The following is a 16,867-nucleotide window of genomic DNA, read 5'->3' as shown; positions in this document are numbered from 1 at the left end:
GCGACCCATGACCGCCGGGGCCGGCCGTTCGGGGGCCGCCCCGGCGGCCCCGCCATACGGTAAACCCGCCACCGCCATCGCCTGACCAGCGGAAATGCAGCGGGGACATCTTCTCGAACCTCCTTCTACGGTGAGTTGACCGCCGGACGAGTTCCGTGTCGCACGAGGCCCGCCCGCGAGAGACGCCCCGGGCCGCCGGGTGACCGTTCTTGGAGGATGACCGCATGGATGTGAAGGACTCCGCGTTGCGGGCCGAGCTGGACCGACGGCTCGTCGCCCTCGAACACGACGAGTCGGACGACCCGGCGCACGCGCCCCTCGCCGCGGCCGACCTGTGGCTGCTGGCCGCCATCGTCGTGGCCATGACGATCGCCGGATGGGTGATGGCCTGATGTCGGCCGAGGAAGACGTCACCAGGGAGGCGACCTTCGGGTCGCTGCCCGTGCTGCGCGGCGAGCGGGTCTGGAACTTCACCGACTTCACCTGGGTGAACGTCGGCCTGGCGATCGCGACGTGGGCGTTCCTCGTCGGCGGCTCCACGGCCGCGCTGGTGGGCTTCCAGAAGGGCCTGGCAGCGATGATCATCGGCAACGCCATCGGCGTCGCCGTGATGCTGCTGGGCAGCGTCGTCTCCAGCCAGCGCTACGGCGTGGAGCAGTACACGCTGCTGCGCAGCGTGTTCGGGTTCGGCGGGGTCGCCGTCCTGGTGTTCACCGTCGTGCTCTTCACCGAGATGGGCTGGTCGGCGCTGCTCGGCGTCATGTTCGGGCGGGCCACCACGCAGGTCTCCAACCAGGTGTTCGGCACCGACATCGGCCCCAACGCGCTGCCGGTGACCATCCTGGCCCTCCTCGCGCTGGCGATCGCCTGGATCGTGCTGGCCAAGGGCCCGCTGACGATGCGCTTCCTCAACCGCATCGTCGCACCCGGCCTGGCCGTGCTGACCGTCGGCATGATCGTGCTGGTGCTCACCAAGACCTCGTGGAACGACCTGCTTGCGGCCCAGCCGCTGAACCCGTTCCCCAGCGAGGGACTGAACTTCGCCCTCGCCGTCGAGTTCAACCTCGGCGTCGGCCTGTCGTGGTGGCCGGTCATGGGCAGCCTGGCCCGCCTCACCGACCGCCCGCGCAGCGCCCTGTGGCCGGGCTTCATCGGCCTGTTCGGCGCGACGATCGTGGCCCAGGTCGTGGGCATGGCCGCCGCGCTGACCCTCGGCGACCCCGACCCCACCGTGTGGATGGTCCCCCTCGGCGGCAAGTGGCTCGGCATGCTGGCGCTGCTGTTCATCGCCTTCGCCAACCTCACGAGCCTCACCTCCATCGTCTACTCCACCTGCCTGGCGCTACGGCAGGCAGGCGGCGAGATGCTGGCGAGATTCCGCTGGGAATGGCTCACCGGAGGCTTCTTCCTGCTCCCGGCGATCATCAGCTTCTGGCCGAACCTGCTGTACGACCGGTTCCTGGTCTTCGTCACCTGGAGCGGCGCCTTCCTTGCGGCGATCTGCGGCACCGTCATCGCCGACTACTTCGTGGTGCGCCGCCAGCGGCTGGACCTGCGCGGCCTGTACGCGCACCGCGCCGCCAGCCCGTACCACTTCACCGGCGGCTTCAACCTGGCCGGGCTGATCTCCACCGCGCTGGGCGCCGTCGCCTACGTGGTGCTGTACAACCCGCAGACCCTCGACACGCAGCCCGCCTTCAACTGGCTCACCGCCTCGGTGCCCGCCGTGATCGTCGCCGCGGTCTCGCACATCGTCCTCAGCCGCGCGCTCAACCGCCGGCACCTCGCCCCCGCCGCCCCCGCCGCCCCCGTCGTCCCCGCCGCCGGAGCGGCCCCCGCCACCGCGCAGAAGGAGTCCTGATGTCCAGAACCGCCCTGGCGGCCGTGCACGACGGCCGCGGCAACCGCCTGGAGATCAAGGAGATCCAGGTGGCCGACCCCGGCCCCGGCGAGGTCCTGGTACGGCTCGGCGCCTCCGGCGTGTGCGGCTCCGACCGGCACGTCCTGGACGGCGAGTGGAACCTTCCCTCCCCGACGGTGATGGGCCACGAGGGCGCCGGCATCGTGGAGGCGGTCGGCGAGGGCGTCACCGATGTGGCCCCCGGCGACAGCGTCATCCTGTCGTGGTACTACCCCTGCCGCCGCTGCCGCGCCTGCGCGGCCGGCAAGGCGTGGGCGTGCACCGGCACCCGGGCGCCCGAGTGCCTGCTGCCCGACGGCACCACCCGGCTGCGCGACGGCGACGGCGACGGCGTCGTCTACCCCTACCTCGCGGTGGGCACGATGAGCGAGTACACCGTCGTGCCCGAGTCGGCCGCGGTCCGCATTCCCTCCGAGGTGCCGTTCGACGTCGCCAGCCTGATCGGCTGCTCGATCACCACCGGTGTCGGAGCGGTCGTCAACAACGCCAGGGTGCCCGCCGGCTCCTCGGCCGTCGTCGTCGGCTGCGGCGGCGTGGGCCTGGCGGTGATCATGGGCCTGGCACTCGCCGGGGCCCACCCGATCATCGCGGTGGACACCGCCGAGGAGAAGCTGGCCGCCGCCCGCTCCTTCGGCGCCACCCACACCCTGCGCGCCGGCGACGACGTCGCCGCCCAGGTGTCCGAGCTGACCGGCGGCGGCGCCGACTACGCCTTCGAGGTGATCGGCCGCGTCGAGACCATCGAGACGCTGCCGTCGCTGCTGGCGTCCGGCGGCGTCGGGGTCCTCGTCGGGTTGCCGCCCGAGGGGGCCAAGGCCGGCATCGACGTGCTGGAACTGGCCGAGACGGGCAAGACCCTCATCGGCTCCAACTACGGCGGAGCCGTGCCGAGCCTGGACTTCCCGCGGCTGGCCGAGCTCTATCTCGCGGGTAGGCTGCCGCTGGACTCCCTCATCTCGCACCGCATCCGGCTCGACGAGGTTAACGAGGCGTTCGACGCGATGCGCGACGGCACCCGCACCCGCAGCGTCATCGTCTTCGACTGACACCACCCCCGCCCCCTCACGGCCCCGCGAGGGGGCGCCGGCGTCTGGACCCGCCCGCTCGGGGGCGCCGGTGTCTGGACTGAGGAGCGCAGCCGCGGAGCGGCGGAGTGACGAGGGAAGACGCCGGGTAAGAGCCCCCGAGCCGCGACGCGTCAGCGTCGCCATGAGTACGGGGCGCCGGTGTCTGGACTGAGGGGCGCCGCGAGGGGCGCCGGTGTCTGGACTGAGGAGCGCAGCCGCGGAGCGGCGGAGTGACGAGGGAAGACATCGGGTCAAGAGCCCCGAGCCGCGACGCGCAGCGTCGCCATGAACAGGGAGCGCAGCGGCGGAGTGACGAGGGAAGACATCGGGTCAAGAGCCCCGAGCCGCGACGCGCAGCGTCGCCATGAACAGGGAGCGCAGCGGCGGAGTGACGAGGGAAGACATCGGGTCAAGAGCCCCGAGCCGCGACGCGCAGCGTCGCCATGAACAGGGAGCGCAGCGAGTGAACGACGAGGGAAGACGCCGGGTAAGAGCCCCCGAGCCGCGACGCGCCAGCGTCGCAATGAACACGGTCACCCTCGGGGCCGTTCAGCTCCGGTCGGCGCACGGCGACGTCGCCGCCAACCTGGAGGCGATCGAGGACCTCACCGCCGCGGCCGCCGCGGTCGGCGCGAGGGTGGTCGTGACCCCCGAGATGGCCCTGACCGGCTACCTGTGGTCCTCCGAGGAGCATGTGCGGCCCTTCGCCGAGCCGGTGGACGGGCCGTCTGTGCGGCGGCTCACCCGGCTGTGCCGTACCACCGGGGCCTGGCTGGTGCTCGGCATGCCCGAACTCGACCCCGATCTGGGCACCCTGCACAACACGTGCGTGCTCATCGGCCCCGACGGGCCGGCCGGCTCCTACCGCAAGGCCCAGGCGTTCGTCGCCGACCCCCTGTGGGCGGTCGACGGTCACCTGCCGCCGCCGGTGTGGGACACCCCTGCGGGCCGTGTCACCCCGTTGATCTGCGCCGACGCCGACTACCCTGAGCCGGCCCGGTACGCCGCGCTACGCGGCGCCGACTGGATCGCGCTGCCCACCGCCTGGGTGGCCGAACCCGGCCCCAGCGCCACCTGGCGACTGCGAGCCTGGGAGAACGGCCTGCCGCTGGTCGCGGCCGACCAGGCCGGAGCCGAGACCCTCGCCGGCAACTCCTTCCAGTTCAGCGGCGGAAGCTGCGTGCTCGACCACACCGGGGCCGTCGCCGCCGCCCTGGACGACGGCTCCGGATTCGTCGTCGCCACCCTCGACCTCGACGCCGCGGCCGCCGCGCGCCACCGGCGGCTGGCCGCCCGGCGGCCGGCGGAGTACGGCCCACTGGCCCGCTCGACCGTCTGGCCGCGCGCCGACCGCGAGGCGCTGACCACGCCACCCGGCGGTGTGCCCTCGTCCGGTGGGGCGTTTTCGCCCGGCGGGGCGTCTTCAGTCGAGACCGAGACCGAGACCGAGACCGAGACCGTGTCCAGGACCGGGACCGTATTCGAGACCTGGGACACGACCGGGGCCGGGGCCGGAGAGGGGCGGACGGTGGGCGTCGCCGTACTGGCCGGGCCCGCCGGTGATCTGCCCGCTCCGCCCGAGGGCACCGACCTCGCCGTGCTGCCCGCCTTCCACCTGACCGGTGGCGTCCCCGACCCGGGCCGGGCCCGGCCCGCGCTGGAGGAACTGCGCGCCTGGTGCGAACGGCACCGCTGCGAAGCGGTGACCGCGCTGGCCGTACCCGGCGACGACGAGAGGGGCGCGGAGATCGCTCGCGGGACGGAGATCGCGGACGACCCGGGCGGCGCGGACGGCCCGCGGGGTCCGGTCCGGTACGCGGTCACGCTCGTCACCCCCGGCGGAGAGGCCGCCCGCCGCCACGTCACCCATCTGGGCGCGCACGCCGCCTGGGCCGAGCCGGGCGACGAGCCGCCGATGGCCGTCACCCGGCCGTGGGGCTCCCTCGGGCTGCTGGCGGGGGAGGAACTGGAGCCCTTCGAACCCTCACGGGTGCTCGCGGTGCTCGGCGCCGACATCCTCGCGGTGCCCGCCGCGGTGGACTGGCCGTATCCGGTGCCCTTCCCCGGCACCCGGGTCCCGCTGAACCCGGCCGTACTGCGCGACCCCGAACCCGCCTTCGCCCACCCCGCCCGGTTGCGCGCCGGGGACTCCCACATCTGGATCGCCCTGGCCAACGCCGGCGTGACGCCCGGCGGCGTCTTCGGCCCCGACCATGTCACGGTGCCCCGCGAGGAGGCGCTGAACACGGGGATAGGCTGGACGAGACTGCGGTGCGCGGTGCGGGGCACGAACGGCGCGGGGGAGACGTGCGCGGTGAAACCGCAGCTGGCACGGCGTCGGACCGACCTGTTCGGCGCGGAGATGCTGCGACGGCCCCGCTGACCGGCGGCCGCCGGGGCGGCCGCGCGGAGGGCGGTGGAAAGCCATGGCGGTGACGATCCGGCGACTGCTGGCCAACGCCCGCCTCGGACTGCGGGTGGTCCTGGGCCACGAAGGGCTCGACCAGCCGGTGCGCTGGGTGGCGGTGTCCGAGCAACCCGACCCCACACCCTGGCTCGACGGCGCCGAACTGCTGCTGACCAGCGGCATGTGGTTGTGCGACCAGGCCGACCCCGCCGCGACGGCCGAGCGGTGGGCGGCCCGGCTCGCCGAGGCCGGAGCCCGAGCCGTCGGCTTCGGCCTCGACCCCTGGTTCCCCGAAGTCCCCGCCGAGATCGTCCAGGCCACCCGCCGCCACCGGCTGACGCTGATCGAGGTCCCGAGCCGCACGCCGTTCGTCGCGGTGGACCGGGCCGTGGCCGACCTGAACGCCACCGAGGCGCGGCGCGAGGCCGAGCAGGCCAGGAAAGTGCAGCAGCAGCTCGCCGAGGCCGGATACGCCGGACGGCAGGCCGTGGCCGACCGGCTGGCGCGGGAACTGCACGGCTGGGTCGCCGTGCTGGACGCCGGGCACGCCGTGGCACTGCGCGCGCCCACCGGCGCAGGCCCCGCCGCCGAGGCGCTCACCGATCTGGCCCGCCAGGGCGACCGATCAGGGCGGCACATCCTTCAGGTCGAGCTGGACGGGGTGCCGGTGACCGCGGTCCCGCTGGGCCCGGCCCGCGGCCGGCGCGGCACGCTCTGCGTCGGCGCGCTCGCGGTCGGCGAGCGGCCCATGTGGGCCGCCGGGATCATCGGCACCGCCGCCGCCCTGCTCACCGTGCTCGACCGGGGCGGAGAACGCGAGCTGCGCCGTACGGTCGCCGGGCTGCTGGCCGAGGGCGACGCCCGTTCGGCCGCGCGGGTGGCCGCGGTGGCGGACCTGCCGCTGCCCGGGGAGTTCGCAGCCGTCACGCTGGTCGGCTCCGGCCGCCGCCGCGCCGCCGAACGGATCGTGGCGGCCGGCGGCTGGGCGGCGGGCGACGGCCGGTCCGGCACGGTCGTGCTCGTCATCCCAGGGTTCACCGAGGAACGGCTGGAATCCCTGCTCGACGGCGCCCGCGCCGGGATCGCCACGCCCAAGCCGCTCGACGGGATCCCGGCCGGTATCCGCGAGTCCGGACTGGCCGCCCAGCTGACCCGCCCCGACCGGCCGGCGGTGTGCTACGCCGACACGCCCGCGATGGAGCTGGACCGGCTGCTGGCGTCACCCGAGGCGGAGCGGTTCGCGGACGCGCTGCTCGCGCCCGTGACCGAGGCGGCCGATGGCGAGACGCTGATCGCCGCCGCCCGGGCATGGGTCGCGGCCAACCACCACTGGGACCCGGCCGCCGCCGCGACGGGCGTGCACCGCGAGACGCTGCGCGCCCGGCTGCGCCGCCTGGCGAACCTGACCGGCCTGGACCTGGACTCACCCACCGACCGCCTCGCCCTCGCTCTGTTGATGGCGACGCTGGCGCGTCGCGGATAGTGCTCATGGCGACACTGTGTGTCGCGGCTCGGGGGCTGGTGACCGGTGTCTTCCCTCGTCTCTTCGCCGCTTCGCGGCTGCGTTCCTCAGTCCAGACACCGGCGCCCCCTCGCGGGTTGGCGTGGAAGTCGGGCTGGGGCGGGTAGGAGCGGGTGATGTTGTTCATTTTCGGTCTTCGTACCGTCGTCCAGCGGCTCGGCATGATCACTCTCGTCTGCCGCAACTGCGGTAACACCGCGGCTCAGGCGCTGGCGAAGCGGGTGACGAAGTTCAGCCTCTTCTTCATCCCGATCTTCCCGGTGCGGACGAGACACGTGATGCAGTGCACGTACTGCGGAGCCGCCTACGACGTCTCCAGGGACGAGATGAAGAGGCTCCGGAGCGGCGTCGGCCCAGCCCGGCTCGGGGGATTCTGAGAGGGACGGCTCAGCGGACGGCGTAGGCGCCCAGGGATGGTTCCAGGAGGTCGAAGATCCGGGTGGCCGAAGTGTGCAGGGCCGAGGCGACGGTGTCCTCGTCCTCGCCGTCCAGGGTACGGCGGATCGCCTCACCGAACAGCACCCGGAGGGCCGAGACGAGTTGCCCGGCCACCATGCGGGCGATGACATCGCCGGTCGTCCCATCCGCCCCGTCCGTGCCGGGTTCTCCGGCCAGTACCGCCGCCAGGGCCGTCTCGCGCTGCTCGTGGAGCTCGCGGAGCCTGGCCAGCAGCGCGGGGCTGCCGGTCACCGTACGGGCGAACGGGCGACCGGAGAAGCCGAGGAGCGCGTCGCGGCGCTCCAGCGCCGCGAAGTAGTCACGGCGTAGCGCGGCCAGGGCGGACTCGCCGGACGCCCGTTCGGCCACCGTGCGCGCCGGATGGGCGACGATCTCGTCATGCAGGTCGAGGACCAGGTCCTCCTTGCGCGGGAAGTAGTTGGTGACGGTCATCTTCGCCACCTCGGCCGCCTGGGCGATCTCGGCGATCGTGACCTCGTCGAAGCCGCGCTCGATGAACATCCGCGTCGCGATGTTCGAGATCTGCTGCCGCGTCTCCCTCTTCTTGCGTTCCCGCAGGCCCATCGGCCGGGTCGTCATGCCGCCATCTTAGAGCTCTTCGCTGGGTCGAAGACAGAATCAGACTTGAGTCATTTTTATGACGAGTATATATTTTGAATCGACCTAACAAGAGAGGCCGGGAAGGACGACCATGAAGCAGGAAATCCCCCTGGAGGGGATCTCCGCCGAGCCGCCGAGGCTGATGGCGGTGCACGCCCATCCCGACGACGAGTCCAGCAAGGGCGCGGCGACGTTGGCGCGCTACGCCGCCGAGGGAGCCGAGGTCCTGGTGGTCACCTGTACCGGTGGCGAGCGCGGTGCCGTGCTCAACCCGGCGATGGACCGTCCCGAGGTGCGCGCCGACCTGCCGGCCGTACGGCGGGCGGAGATGGAACGGGCCCGGGAGATCCTCGGTGTACGGCAGCGCTTCCTTGGCTTCACCGACTCCGGGCTGCCCGCAGAGGGCGACCCGCTGCCGGAGGGCTGCTTCGCCACCCAGCCCCTCGATGTCGCCGTACGGGCGCTGACCGCCGAGATCCGCGAGTTCCGCCCGCACGTGGTCGTCACCTACGACGAGACCGGCGGCTACCCGCACCCCGACCACGTCATGACCCACCGGGTGACGGCGGCGGCGTTCGACGCGGCCGGAGACCCCGCCCGCCACCCAGGGACCGGCGCCCCCTGGCGTCCGCTCAAGTTGTACTACCTGGCGACGCTGTCCCGGGCCTGGTTCGCCGCGATGCACGAGGCGATGACCGCTCGCGGACTCGACTCCGGGATGGGCCCGCTGCTGGAGGGCTGGCCGGAGACCGCGCCCACCCCGGAGGTCACCACGCGCATCCGCTGCGACGGCTATTTCGCGGTGCGAGATCGGGCGCTGCTGGCGCACGCCACCCAGATCGTCCCGGGTGAGAGCTTCATGCGGCACCCACGCGACATCGAGCGGGAGGTCTGGCCGACCGAGGACTACCACCTGGCCCGCCCCCTGGTCCCGGTGGACCTGCCGGAGGATGATCTGTTCGCGGGCTGTGTTGATGGTGACGCTGCGCGTCGCGGCTCGGGGGCTGGTAACCGGTGTCTTCCCTCGTCTCTCCGCCGCTTCGCGGCTGCGCTCCTCAGTCCAGACACCGGCGCCCCCGAGCGGGTTGATGGTGACGCTGCGCGTCGCGGCTCGGGGCTGGATACGTAAAGTTCCCGATGCGCGGGGCGGCGTGGCGGCTTAGCGTCTGCGGAGTCGAGAACCCCTCAGGCAAGGTGAGCCCATGCGCGTGCTGACCGTGTTCCTCTCCGCCTTCCTGTCCACCGTCGCGTCGGCCGCGACCTTCACCGCCTCCGCGGCGGGGCCCGCCGCGGCCGTGACCAAGCCGCCGCCCACCCGGACCGACGTCGTCTACCAGCGAGCCGCCTTCCCCTCGGGCGTCAAGGAGGGCGTGAGGGCCGAGGACACCCTGGCCTTCGCCTCCGCCGCCGGAACCACCTCCTACACCGACGCCCTGGGCACCCGTACCTGGGAGTACGCCCGCTGGACCGGCCCCGAGCGAGGGGTCGGCTTCTCCGCCACCGAGCTGGTCGCCTCCTGGACGGCCGACACCCCGGCCGGGAGCTGGGTGCAGGTCGAGATGCGCGGACGCAACGCCGCCGGGCTGAGCAAGTGGTACGTCATGGGCCGCTGGGCCTACGGCGAGGGCGACATCCGCCGCACCTCGGTCTCCGGGCAGGGCGACGCCGACGGCACCGTCTCGGTCGACACCTTCGTCGCCGCGTCGGGACAGCCGATCACCGCCTACCAGCTGCGCGTCACGCTGCACCGCACGCCCGGCTCCACCGTGGCCCCCGTCGTGCGGAGTCTGGGCGCGATGGCCTCGGCCGTCCCTGAGCGCAAACGCGTGACGGCCAGCCCGGGTGGCCCGGCGTGGGGAATCGAGCTGAACGTGCCGCGCCGCTCCCAGAACGTCCACACGGGCCACTACCCCGAGTGGGACGGCGGCGGCCAGGCGTGGTGCAGTCCGACCTCCACCACGATGGTGCTCGGCTACTGGGGCGCCTGGCCCAGTGAGGAGGACACCTCCTGGGTGGACCCGTCCGACCCCGACCCCGAGGTCGACCACGCCGCCCGCCACACCTACGACCACGCCTACCAGGGGGCAGGCAACTGGCCCTTCAACACCGCCTATGCCGGGCGGTACGGCATGGAGGGCTTCGTCACCAGGCTGCGGTCGCTGACCGAGCTGGAGCGCTTCATCGCCGCGGGCATTCCGGTGATCACCTCCCAGTCGTTCAAGGAGAACGAGCTGCCCGGCGCCGGCTACGGCACCGACGGCCACATCATGGTGATCGTCGGGTTCACCGCCACCGGCGACGTGATCGCCAACGATCCCGCCTCACCGAGCGACGACGCGGTGCGCCACGTCTATCCGCGGGGCGACTTCGAGAACGTGTGGCAGCGCAGCTCCAGCAGCGGCGGCATCGTCTACGTCATCCACCCGCCGGGTCATGCCCTGCCCGCCGCAGAACCGGGCCTGCCCGCCAACTGGTGAGGGCCCCGGGAATCCGTACGGCCGGCCGTACGGATTCCCGGGCTCCCGCCGCCCGGGGCACGCAGGCCACCGGCTCTTCCGGCGGTGTGAGCGGGGGTGCCACGCTCAGCCGTGTCATGGCTTCCCGGCAGCCGCCCCGGGCGATGGCCCCAGCAGTGGCAGGGCCTTCACCCGGGGCGATGCCGGGTGAGTGGAGGTACGGGAGCTCAGCCGTCGACCGTGACCGAGGCGAACCGGTAGTTCGTGTAGCCGTTCTCGTCTCCGGAGTGCCTCCGGCCGGTCATGACGTGGTAGGGGCTCGCCGACACGGAGTGGTTGCTCTCACGCAGATTCGAGCTCCACGGCGCGGAGACGAGGCGCAGCTGCCTGCCCTGCCACCACAGCGCGCCCGACTCGTAGTTCGTGTAGCCGTTCTCGTCTCCGGCGTGCCACCGGCCGGTGATGACCCGGTTGTCGGAGGTCTCGTAGAACGAGCTGCTCTCCTTCTGGCTGGGGCTCCAGCTTCGGGACTCCACCGTCACCTGTTCGCCGTTGATGAGGATCCGGCTGCAGGAGTACTTCGTGTAGGCGTTCTCGTCTCCGGAGTGCGCACGGCCGGTCATCACCTGGTTGGCGGGGCAGGTGACATGGGCGCCCGCTGATTCCTTGACACTGATGACGTTCTGGAGCTGGACCTCGACCGTGTAGACCGCGGCGCTGGCGGGAGCCGTCGGCACCAGCGCCAGGGTGGACAGAGCCGCCGTCGCCGTCGCCGCGAGCAGAGCCTTCTTGGTCATTTTCACGTTCCTCGGTTTCCTTTCGGACGTCGTTCCGGATGATGAGAACGCATGTGGCGGCGGTTCACGCCGGCCGCCGGGACCGGACGGTGCGCCGATCCCGCCCACATGACGCCTGCGTACGGGGGAGAGCCGCCGCAGGCGGTGTCGATCTCGATCTCATGGTGGCCGCCGCCGGTCCACCGGGGCGTCCTTCCCGCGGGGGAGCGCTGATCGGCCGCGCGAATTACTCCCCGCACTGCATTCCGCAATAAGTGGCAATAAAAAAGGCAATAAAGGAAAACCGAAATGAACAGGCGGGTCGCATTCCTGTCGGCGGCCTTCCTCCCGGGCCAACCGGCGACGCCTCCTCCGGGGTTCCTCGTTTGAGGACGACTCAGGGGGTAAGAGGGACGTCGTCGCAGCTCAGGCGTGGCTGTGTGACACGCCGTCCGGCGTCCCGATAGGAGGAGAGCGATGAAGGCCCTTACCTGGCACGGCAAGCGAGACGTACGTGTCGAGGACGTTCCGGACCCGGTGATCAAGGAACCCACCGACGCGATCATCAAGGTCACCACGACCGCGATCTGCGGTTCCGACCTCCACCTTTATGAGGTGCTGGGACCGTTCCTCGGGCAGGGGGACGTCCTCGGGCACGAGCCGATGGGCGTCGTGGAGGAGGTCGGTGCGGAGGTCACGCACATCAAACCCGGTGACCGGGTCGTCGTCCCGTTCAACATCTCCTGCGGCCGCTGCCACATGTGCGACATGAAGCTGTACGCCCAGTGCGAGACCACGCAGGTGCGCGAGTACGGCACCGGGGCCGCGCTGCTCGGCTACACCAAGCTGTACGGCCAGGTCCCCGGCGGGCAGGCCGAGTACCTCCGGGTCCCGCAGGCGCACTTCGGGCCGATCAAGGTGCCCGACGGGCCGCCGGACGAGCGGTTCGTCTACCTCTCCGACGTCCTGCCCACCTCCTGGCAGGCCGTGGACTACGCCTGCGTCCCCGACGGCGGCAGCGTCACGGTCTTCGGCCTGGGCCCGATCGGGCAGATGTCCGCCCGGATCGCCAAGCACCTGGGGTACCGGGTGATCGGCATCGACGCCGTACCCGAGCGGCTGGAGATGGCGCGCCGGCACGGCGTGGAGATCCTGGACTCCTCCGCGACCCCGGACGTGCCGGAGGCGGTCCGCGAGCTGACCGGCGGGCGGGGCACCGACTCCGTCATCGACGCGGTCGGCATGGAGGCGCACGGCTCCCCGGTCGCCAAGGTGGCCCAGACCGTCACCGGGCTCCTGCCCGACGCGATCGCCGCACCGCTGATGACCAACGCCGGCGTGGACCGGCTGGCCGTCCTTTACCAGGCCATCGACACGGTACGGCGCGGCGGCACGATCTCGGTCTCCGGCGTCTACGGCGGCGCGGCCGACCCGCTGCCGATGCTGAAGATGTTCGACAAGGGCATCACCTTGCGCATGGGTCAGGCGCACGTCAAGCGCTGGATCGACGACCTGATGCCGCTGGTGGCCGACGACTCCGATCCGCTGGGCGTCATGGACCTGGCGACGCACCGGCTGCCGCTGGCGGAGGCCCCGCACGGCTACGAGATCTTCCAGAAGAAGCAGGACGGGGCCATCAAGGTCCTCCTGAACCCCTGAGAGACCCCGAGAAGACGTCCCCCCTGAACAGGCGGGTCCCCGCGGACCCCGTACCCGAAGGAGATAGGCCATGGACGCCATCGTGCTGCTGAAGGACGACCACAAGACGGTCGAGAAGCTGTTCAAGGAGTTCGAGCAGACGGGCGAGACCGCTTACAAGAAGAAGCAGGAGATCGTCGAGAAGATCTCCCAGGAGCTGTGCCGGCACGCCTACATCGAGGAGGCGATCTTTTACCCGGAGGCGCGCGCCGAGGTGCCCGACACCTCCGACCACGTCCTCGAGAGCGTGGAGGAGCACCACGTCGTGGCCTGGCTGCTGTCGGAGCTGAAGGGGATGGACCCCAAGGACGAGCGGTTCGACGCCAAGGTGACCGTTCTCATCGAGAACGTGCGCCACCACGTCAAGGAGGAGGAAGAGGACTGGTTCCCCCAGGTCCGTGAGGCCCTGGGGCGCAACAGGCTCCAGGAACTCGGCGAGCGGATGGAGAAGGCCAAGGCCGAGGCTCCGTCCGACCCGCTGGCGCTGGCCAGCGCCCGCCAGTAGGGCGCCGGCGGCGCGGCGGGGCGTCGCCGGGGAGACCGGCGGTGGGAACACCGCCGGGAGCGCCCGTCAGGGCGCCTGAGACGACACGCGGGCCCCGGCCTCATCCGAGGCCGGGGCCCGCTTTTCCCGGAAGGCCGTCACGCCTGCCGGGGAATCTGCTCGGTGACCGTGAAGGCCACCCCTCCACCCTCGTCGACGTCGGCGTCCAGGGACTTGTCGTCGAGCAGGTCCGCCGCCTTGGGGTCCAGGAAGACGCGCGCTCCGCCCGTCTCGACCACCTTGTCCTCGGACTGCGGCCCTTCCACGATCGACAGCAGCAGAGAGTCCGTGCCGTCGCTCTGCGCGGAGATGCGGACCCCGGTGTCCGTCGACTCTCCGACCTGGGAGCTGAGATTCCGGATCACCTGTGCGGCGTTATCGGTCATTGTGAGCATTGCAACTCCTTGTCCGAATTGAGGTTGGACTCTCCGCCCTTGCCCGATTACGGCAGACCCAACACATGAACAGGCGGATTTCCCCTCATCCGCCGGTGTGGAGGCGTTCGAGGCGCTCGGCCGTCTTGCGCGCGGCGATCAGCACGGGATCCCACACCGGGGAGAACGGGGGAGCGTAGGCCAGGTCCAGGCCGGTCATCTCCTCCACGGTCATCCCGTGCCAGACGGCCAGTGCCAGGGCGTCGATCCGCTTGGCCGCACCCTCCTGCCCGACGATCTGGGCGCCCAGCAGGCGGCCGGTCCGGCGGTCGGCGATCATCTTGGTCCGCATCTCCCGTGCGCCGGGGTAGTAGTGGGCGCGCGTGGTGGAAGCCACGGTCTCGGTGACGAACTCGAACCCCGCCGCGGCGGCCTCGGTCTCGGTCAGGCCGGTGCGGGCCACCTCGTACTCGCAGATCTTGGACACGGCGGTCCCCACGACCCCGGGGAAGCTCGCGTACCCGCCTCCGATGTTGATGCCCGCCGCGCGGCCCTGCTTGTTGGCGTGGGTGCCCAGCGCGATCGCCACCGGCCTGCGGGAGACGCGGTGGAAGGTCTCGACGCAGTCGCCGGCCGCCCAGACGCCCTCGACCGGCGTGCGCATCCGCCGGTCGGTCCGGATCCCGGAGGTCTCGCCCACCGGGATGCCCGCGGCCTCGGCCAGCGCGGTGTTCGGGCGGGCCCCGAGGCCCAGCACGACCAGGTCGGCCCGTACGCTCCGGTCCCCGACGCACACCGCGTCCACCCGGCCGCCGGAGGTGGGGAAACCCGTCACACGTTCGCCGAGGAGCACCTCGACCCCCAGCCGGCGCAGGGCGTCGGCGACAAGGGCGCCCATGTCGGGGTCGAGCGTGCCCATCGGCTGCTCACCGGCCTCGACGAGCGTCACCGAAAGGCCCCGCCGCACCAGGGCCTCGGCCATCTCCAGGCCGATGTAGCCGCCGCCGACCACCGTGGCGGCGCGCGGGCGCTCCGCCCCCTCGGTCTCCACGGCCCGCAGCAGCGCGGCGCCGTCGTCCAGGGTCTGCACGCCGTACACGCCTTCGGCGTCGGCGCCGGGCAGGCCGGGACGGTTCGGCAGGGCTCCGGTGGCGACGACGAGCTGGTCGAACGGCTCCCGGTAGTCGCGGCCCTCCCCGTGGTCGCGCACGGTCACCGTCCGGCGGCCCAGATCGATCTCGGTGACCTCGCTGCGCAGGCGCAGGTCGATGGCCTGCTCGTCGCGGAACACCTCGGGCCGCCGGACGACGAGCTCCTCGACGCCGTTCACCTCGCCGCCCACCAGGTAGGGGATTCCGCAGGCTGAGTAGGAGGCGTGGAAGCCCTTCTCCAGGGCCACGATCCGCAGGTCGTCCGGGCCGCGCCGGTTCCGCGCCTGGGAGGCCGCGCTCATCCCCGCGGCGTCGCCGCCGATCACCACCAGCCGTTCCGTCATCGTCCCGCCCGTCTCGCAAGCCGTCAGTGTGCACCGCTGGGGAAGGGGTTCCTCCGCCCGCCCGTCCCAAACGGCATCGCCTCGATCATGGCGTGTCGCCCCGCCCCGCGGTAAGGGGGCTTGAGCGGCGTCGGAACGGCCGGTGGCGTCAACGACGTGCTGAGCATCCCGCTGTACGGCCCGCTCCGCCGTACGGGATCTCCACCGCCCGGCCGGGTACGGCCCGCCGCTACGGATGCTCGCCGCACAGCGGCAACCGTGCGGTCACCCGCCACTCCTCCCCGGTGGCGCCGGCCTCCACGGCGCCGCCCAGCAGGGCCGCCCGCTCCCGCATCCCGGCCAGCCCCCGCCCGCCCCCGCCGCGCTCATCACCGTGACCGCGGCCGTGCGCGCCCGCGTGTGACGCCGGGGCACGGAGCCGGTTGCGCACGCTCAGCTCCAGGCGGTCGTCCCGTACGGCGACCGCCAGCCGTACCGCCCCCGCGCCGTGCCGGATCGCGTTGGTCAGCGCCTCCTGGGCCATCCGGTACGCCTCGCGGGACACCAGGGCGGGCAGCGCCGCGAGGTCGCCGTCGATCTCGGCGGCGGCTCCGGTGGAGCGGAGCAGTTCCGGCAGGTCGGCGAGGGTCCGCACGGGGACGCGGTCGCCGCCCGCCTCCTCGCGCAGCACCCCCAGCACGTGGTCGAGGTCCTCCAGTGCCGCCCGGGCCGACTCCTCGACGGCGTCCAGCGCGGCCCGCGCCGCCTCCGGGTCGCGTTCCAGCAGCAGCCCGGCCGCGCCGGCCTGGACGGTCACCACGCTGAGCGCGTGCCCGACCGAGTCGTGCAGCTCGCGGGCGAGCCGGTTGCGGACGGCCAGCCGCCGGGCGCGCTCCTCCGTCGCGGCCAGCCGGTCGGCGGGGGAGGGGCCCAGCAGCACGGGGGCGAGCCGGGCCAGCAGCGCCCCGGTTCCCGACACCGCGTGGACCAGCAGCACCAGTGTCGCCACCCCGGCGGCCGGCCCCCAGGCGGAGTCCCATCCGGGTGCCAGGTGGCCGCCCAGGAATCCCAGCGGGTCGCCGAACACCGGCAGCAGGATCAGCCAGACGGCGAACGGCACCAGGGCGAGCGTCGCCCCCGCCATCACCGCGCCGGCCCCCAGGTGCAGGGTGAACCAGGCCGCGGTGCGCCGCCTCTCGGCCCAGGTACGCCCCGGCCGGTGCGGGGCCGGATCGACGCGGGCGCCCAGCAGGCCCCGCGCGGCCGTCAGTTCCAGCGCGCGCACCGGCAGGAACAGCCCGGTCGTCCCGATCAGGGGGAGCACGGCCGCGAAGACCAGCGGGTCTATGCTCACCAGCGGGTACGCCCGCGCCTCCAGCGCCCCCGTCAGGGCCGCGAGGATCGTCCCGACCATCATGTACGGCATGGCCAGCGCGCCGCCCAGGATCAGGCACGTCCAGCGGAGGTAGGTGGTCCGGTCGGCGAGTGGCGCCAGGATGCGTCTCACGCTCCCGATCCTCCCAACTCCCCGGAGCGGACGCCCTCCCGCCGGGAGGGGAGCCCGTCCCC

The 16,867-nt window shown here is 72.5% G+C and carries 15 protein-coding genes; 10 read left to right on the top strand and 5 right to left on the bottom strand.

What is annotated here, in order from left to right; genetic code table 11:
* Positions 1 to 224: 224 nt before the first annotated feature.
* From ACFYSC_RS30680 to ACFYSC_RS30655, 6 genes are all read left to right on the top strand, one after another.
* Positions 225 to 392 (top strand): hypothetical protein, encoded by a 168-nt coding sequence (locus ACFYSC_RS30680; protein ID WP_362944408.1) that lies wholly within the window; start codon positions 225 to 227, stop codon positions 390 to 392.
* Complete coding sequence (locus ACFYSC_RS30675; protein WP_389968594.1) at positions 377 to 1,861, top strand: purine-cytosine permease family protein; 1,485 nt, start codon at positions 377 to 379, stop codon at positions 1,859 to 1,861. Before ACFYSC_RS30680 ends, ACFYSC_RS30675 begins: the two co-directional genes overlap by 16 nt.
* Positions 1,861 to 2,967 carry an alcohol dehydrogenase catalytic domain-containing protein gene (locus ACFYSC_RS30670; RefSeq protein ID WP_389968592.1) on the top strand — a complete coding sequence of 369 codons (1,107 nt, stop codon included), beginning with the start codon at positions 1,861 to 1,863 and terminating at the stop codon, positions 2,965 to 2,967. The genes ACFYSC_RS30675 and ACFYSC_RS30670 overlap by 1 nt, the downstream gene beginning before the upstream one ends.
* A gap of 544 nt (positions 2,968 to 3,511) precedes the next feature.
* Positions 3,512 to 5,371 carry a nitrilase-related carbon-nitrogen hydrolase gene (locus tag ACFYSC_RS30665; RefSeq protein WP_389968590.1) on the top strand — a complete coding sequence of 620 codons (1,860 nt, stop codon included), beginning with the start codon at positions 3,512 to 3,514 and terminating at the stop codon, positions 5,369 to 5,371.
* A gap of 43 nt (positions 5,372 to 5,414) precedes the next feature.
* Positions 5,415 to 6,878 (top strand): PucR family transcriptional regulator ligand-binding domain-containing protein, encoded by a 1,464-nt coding sequence (locus ACFYSC_RS30660; protein WP_389968588.1) that lies wholly within the window; start codon positions 5,415 to 5,417, stop codon positions 6,876 to 6,878.
* Between the two features lie 155 nt (positions 6,879 to 7,033).
* Positions 7,034 to 7,294, top strand: a complete 261-nt coding sequence (locus ACFYSC_RS30655; RefSeq protein ID WP_389968586.1) for a zinc-ribbon domain-containing protein — start codon at positions 7,034 to 7,036, stop codon at positions 7,292 to 7,294.
* A 10-nt stretch (positions 7,295 to 7,304) separates the two neighbouring features.
* Here the strand turns inward: ACFYSC_RS30655 and ACFYSC_RS30650 are convergent, their stop codons facing one another.
* The gene (locus tag ACFYSC_RS30650; protein WP_389968584.1) at positions 7,305 to 7,955 is read right to left on the bottom strand and encodes a TetR/AcrR family transcriptional regulator; all 651 of its coding nucleotides are present in this window, start codon (positions 7,953 to 7,955) and stop codon (positions 7,305 to 7,307) included.
* A 112-nt stretch (positions 7,956 to 8,067) separates the two neighbouring features.
* Between ACFYSC_RS30650 and mca the strand changes: the two genes are divergently transcribed.
* Both mca and ACFYSC_RS30640 read left to right on the top strand, forming a co-directional pair.
* Positions 8,068 to 9,105, top strand: a complete 1,038-nt coding sequence (gene mca, locus ACFYSC_RS30645; RefSeq protein WP_389968582.1) for a mycothiol conjugate amidase Mca — start codon at positions 8,068 to 8,070, stop codon at positions 9,103 to 9,105.
* A gap of 73 nt (positions 9,106 to 9,178) precedes the next feature.
* Positions 9,179 to 10,453, top strand: a complete 1,275-nt coding sequence (locus ACFYSC_RS30640; RefSeq protein WP_389968580.1) for a C39 family peptidase — start codon at positions 9,179 to 9,181, stop codon at positions 10,451 to 10,453.
* A gap of 206 nt (positions 10,454 to 10,659) precedes the next feature.
* Here the strand turns inward: ACFYSC_RS30640 and ACFYSC_RS30635 are convergent, their stop codons facing one another.
* Positions 10,660 to 11,229 (bottom strand): hypothetical protein, encoded by a 570-nt coding sequence (locus ACFYSC_RS30635; RefSeq protein ID WP_389968578.1) that lies wholly within the window; start codon positions 11,227 to 11,229, stop codon positions 10,660 to 10,662.
* A 456-nt stretch (positions 11,230 to 11,685) separates the two neighbouring features.
* On the opposite strand from ACFYSC_RS30635, the gene ACFYSC_RS30630 reads away from it, so the two are divergent.
* Together ACFYSC_RS30630 and ACFYSC_RS30625 are read left to right on the top strand one after the other, a co-directional pair.
* Entirely contained in the window at positions 11,686 to 12,867 is a 1,182-nt protein-coding gene (locus ACFYSC_RS30630; RefSeq protein WP_389968576.1) for a zinc-dependent alcohol dehydrogenase, read from the top strand.
* 70 nt (positions 12,868 to 12,937) lie between these two features.
* A complete protein-coding gene (locus ACFYSC_RS30625) occupies positions 12,938 to 13,411 on the top strand; it encodes a hemerythrin domain-containing protein (protein ID WP_389968574.1) in 474 nt (157 codons plus the stop codon).
* A gap of 137 nt (positions 13,412 to 13,548) precedes the next feature.
* Here the strand turns inward: ACFYSC_RS30625 and ACFYSC_RS30620 are convergent, their stop codons facing one another.
* The 3 genes from ACFYSC_RS30620 to ACFYSC_RS30610 form a co-directional block, all read right to left on the bottom strand.
* Positions 13,549 to 13,845, bottom strand: a complete 297-nt coding sequence (locus ACFYSC_RS30620) for a HesB/IscA family protein (RefSeq protein ID WP_389968572.1) — start codon at positions 13,843 to 13,845, stop codon at positions 13,549 to 13,551.
* 85 nt (positions 13,846 to 13,930) lie between these two features.
* Complete coding sequence (locus ACFYSC_RS30615) at positions 13,931 to 15,319, bottom strand: FAD-dependent oxidoreductase (RefSeq protein WP_389968570.1); 1,389 nt, start codon at positions 15,317 to 15,319, stop codon at positions 13,931 to 13,933.
* 229 nt (positions 15,320 to 15,548) lie between these two features.
* On the bottom strand, positions 15,549 to 16,805 hold the full coding sequence (locus tag ACFYSC_RS30610) for a sensor histidine kinase (protein ID WP_389968568.1): 1,257 nt from the start codon (positions 16,803 to 16,805) through the stop codon (positions 15,549 to 15,551).
* Positions 16,806 to 16,867: the final 62 nt, after the last annotated feature.

Origin of the sequence: Streptosporangium sp. NPDC004379, from assembly GCF_042873875.1 — a bacterium.
GTDB lineage: Bacteria > Actinomycetota > Actinomycetes > Streptosporangiales > Streptosporangiaceae > Streptosporangium.
Note: the sequence above shows the minus strand (reverse complement) of the source record. Positions and strands in the feature narration are given on the sequence as shown.

What these genes read in the sequence shown, in the direction of transcription:
- ACFYSC_RS30680 (WP_362944408.1), top strand. Translation starts at nt 225, where the DNA reads ATGGATGTGAAGGACTCCGCGTTGCGGGCCGAGCTGGACCGACGGCTC.
- ACFYSC_RS30675 (WP_389968594.1), top strand. Translation starts at nt 377, where the DNA reads ATGGGTGATGGCCTGATGTCGGCCGAGGAAGACGTCACCAGGGAGGCG.
- ACFYSC_RS30670 (WP_389968592.1), top strand. Translation starts at nt 1,861, where the DNA reads ATGTCCAGAACCGCCCTGGCGGCCGTGCACGACGGCCGCGGCAACCGC.
- ACFYSC_RS30665 (WP_389968590.1), top strand. Translation starts at nt 3,512, where the DNA reads ATGAACACGGTCACCCTCGGGGCCGTTCAGCTCCGGTCGGCGCACGGC.
- ACFYSC_RS30660 (WP_389968588.1), top strand. Translation starts at nt 5,415, where the DNA reads ATGGCGGTGACGATCCGGCGACTGCTGGCCAACGCCCGCCTCGGACTG.
- ACFYSC_RS30655 (WP_389968586.1), top strand. Translation starts at nt 7,034, where the DNA reads ATGTTGTTCATTTTCGGTCTTCGTACCGTCGTCCAGCGGCTCGGCATG.
- ACFYSC_RS30650 (WP_389968584.1), bottom strand. Translation starts at nt 7,955, where the DNA reads ATGACGACCCGGCCGATGGGCCTGCGGGAACGCAAGAAGAGGGAGACG.
- mca (WP_389968582.1), top strand. Translation starts at nt 8,068, where the DNA reads ATGAAGCAGGAAATCCCCCTGGAGGGGATCTCCGCCGAGCCGCCGAGG.
- ACFYSC_RS30640 (WP_389968580.1), top strand. Translation starts at nt 9,179, where the DNA reads ATGCGCGTGCTGACCGTGTTCCTCTCCGCCTTCCTGTCCACCGTCGCG.
- ACFYSC_RS30635 (WP_389968578.1), bottom strand. Translation starts at nt 11,229, where the DNA reads ATGACCAAGAAGGCTCTGCTCGCGGCGACGGCGACGGCGGCTCTGTCC.
- ACFYSC_RS30630 (WP_389968576.1), top strand. Translation starts at nt 11,686, where the DNA reads ATGAAGGCCCTTACCTGGCACGGCAAGCGAGACGTACGTGTCGAGGAC.
- ACFYSC_RS30625 (WP_389968574.1), top strand. Translation starts at nt 12,938, where the DNA reads ATGGACGCCATCGTGCTGCTGAAGGACGACCACAAGACGGTCGAGAAG.
- ACFYSC_RS30620 (WP_389968572.1), bottom strand. Translation starts at nt 13,845, where the DNA reads ATGCTCACAATGACCGATAACGCCGCACAGGTGATCCGGAATCTCAGC.
- ACFYSC_RS30615 (WP_389968570.1), bottom strand. Translation starts at nt 15,319, where the DNA reads ATGACGGAACGGCTGGTGGTGATCGGCGGCGACGCCGCGGGGATGAGC.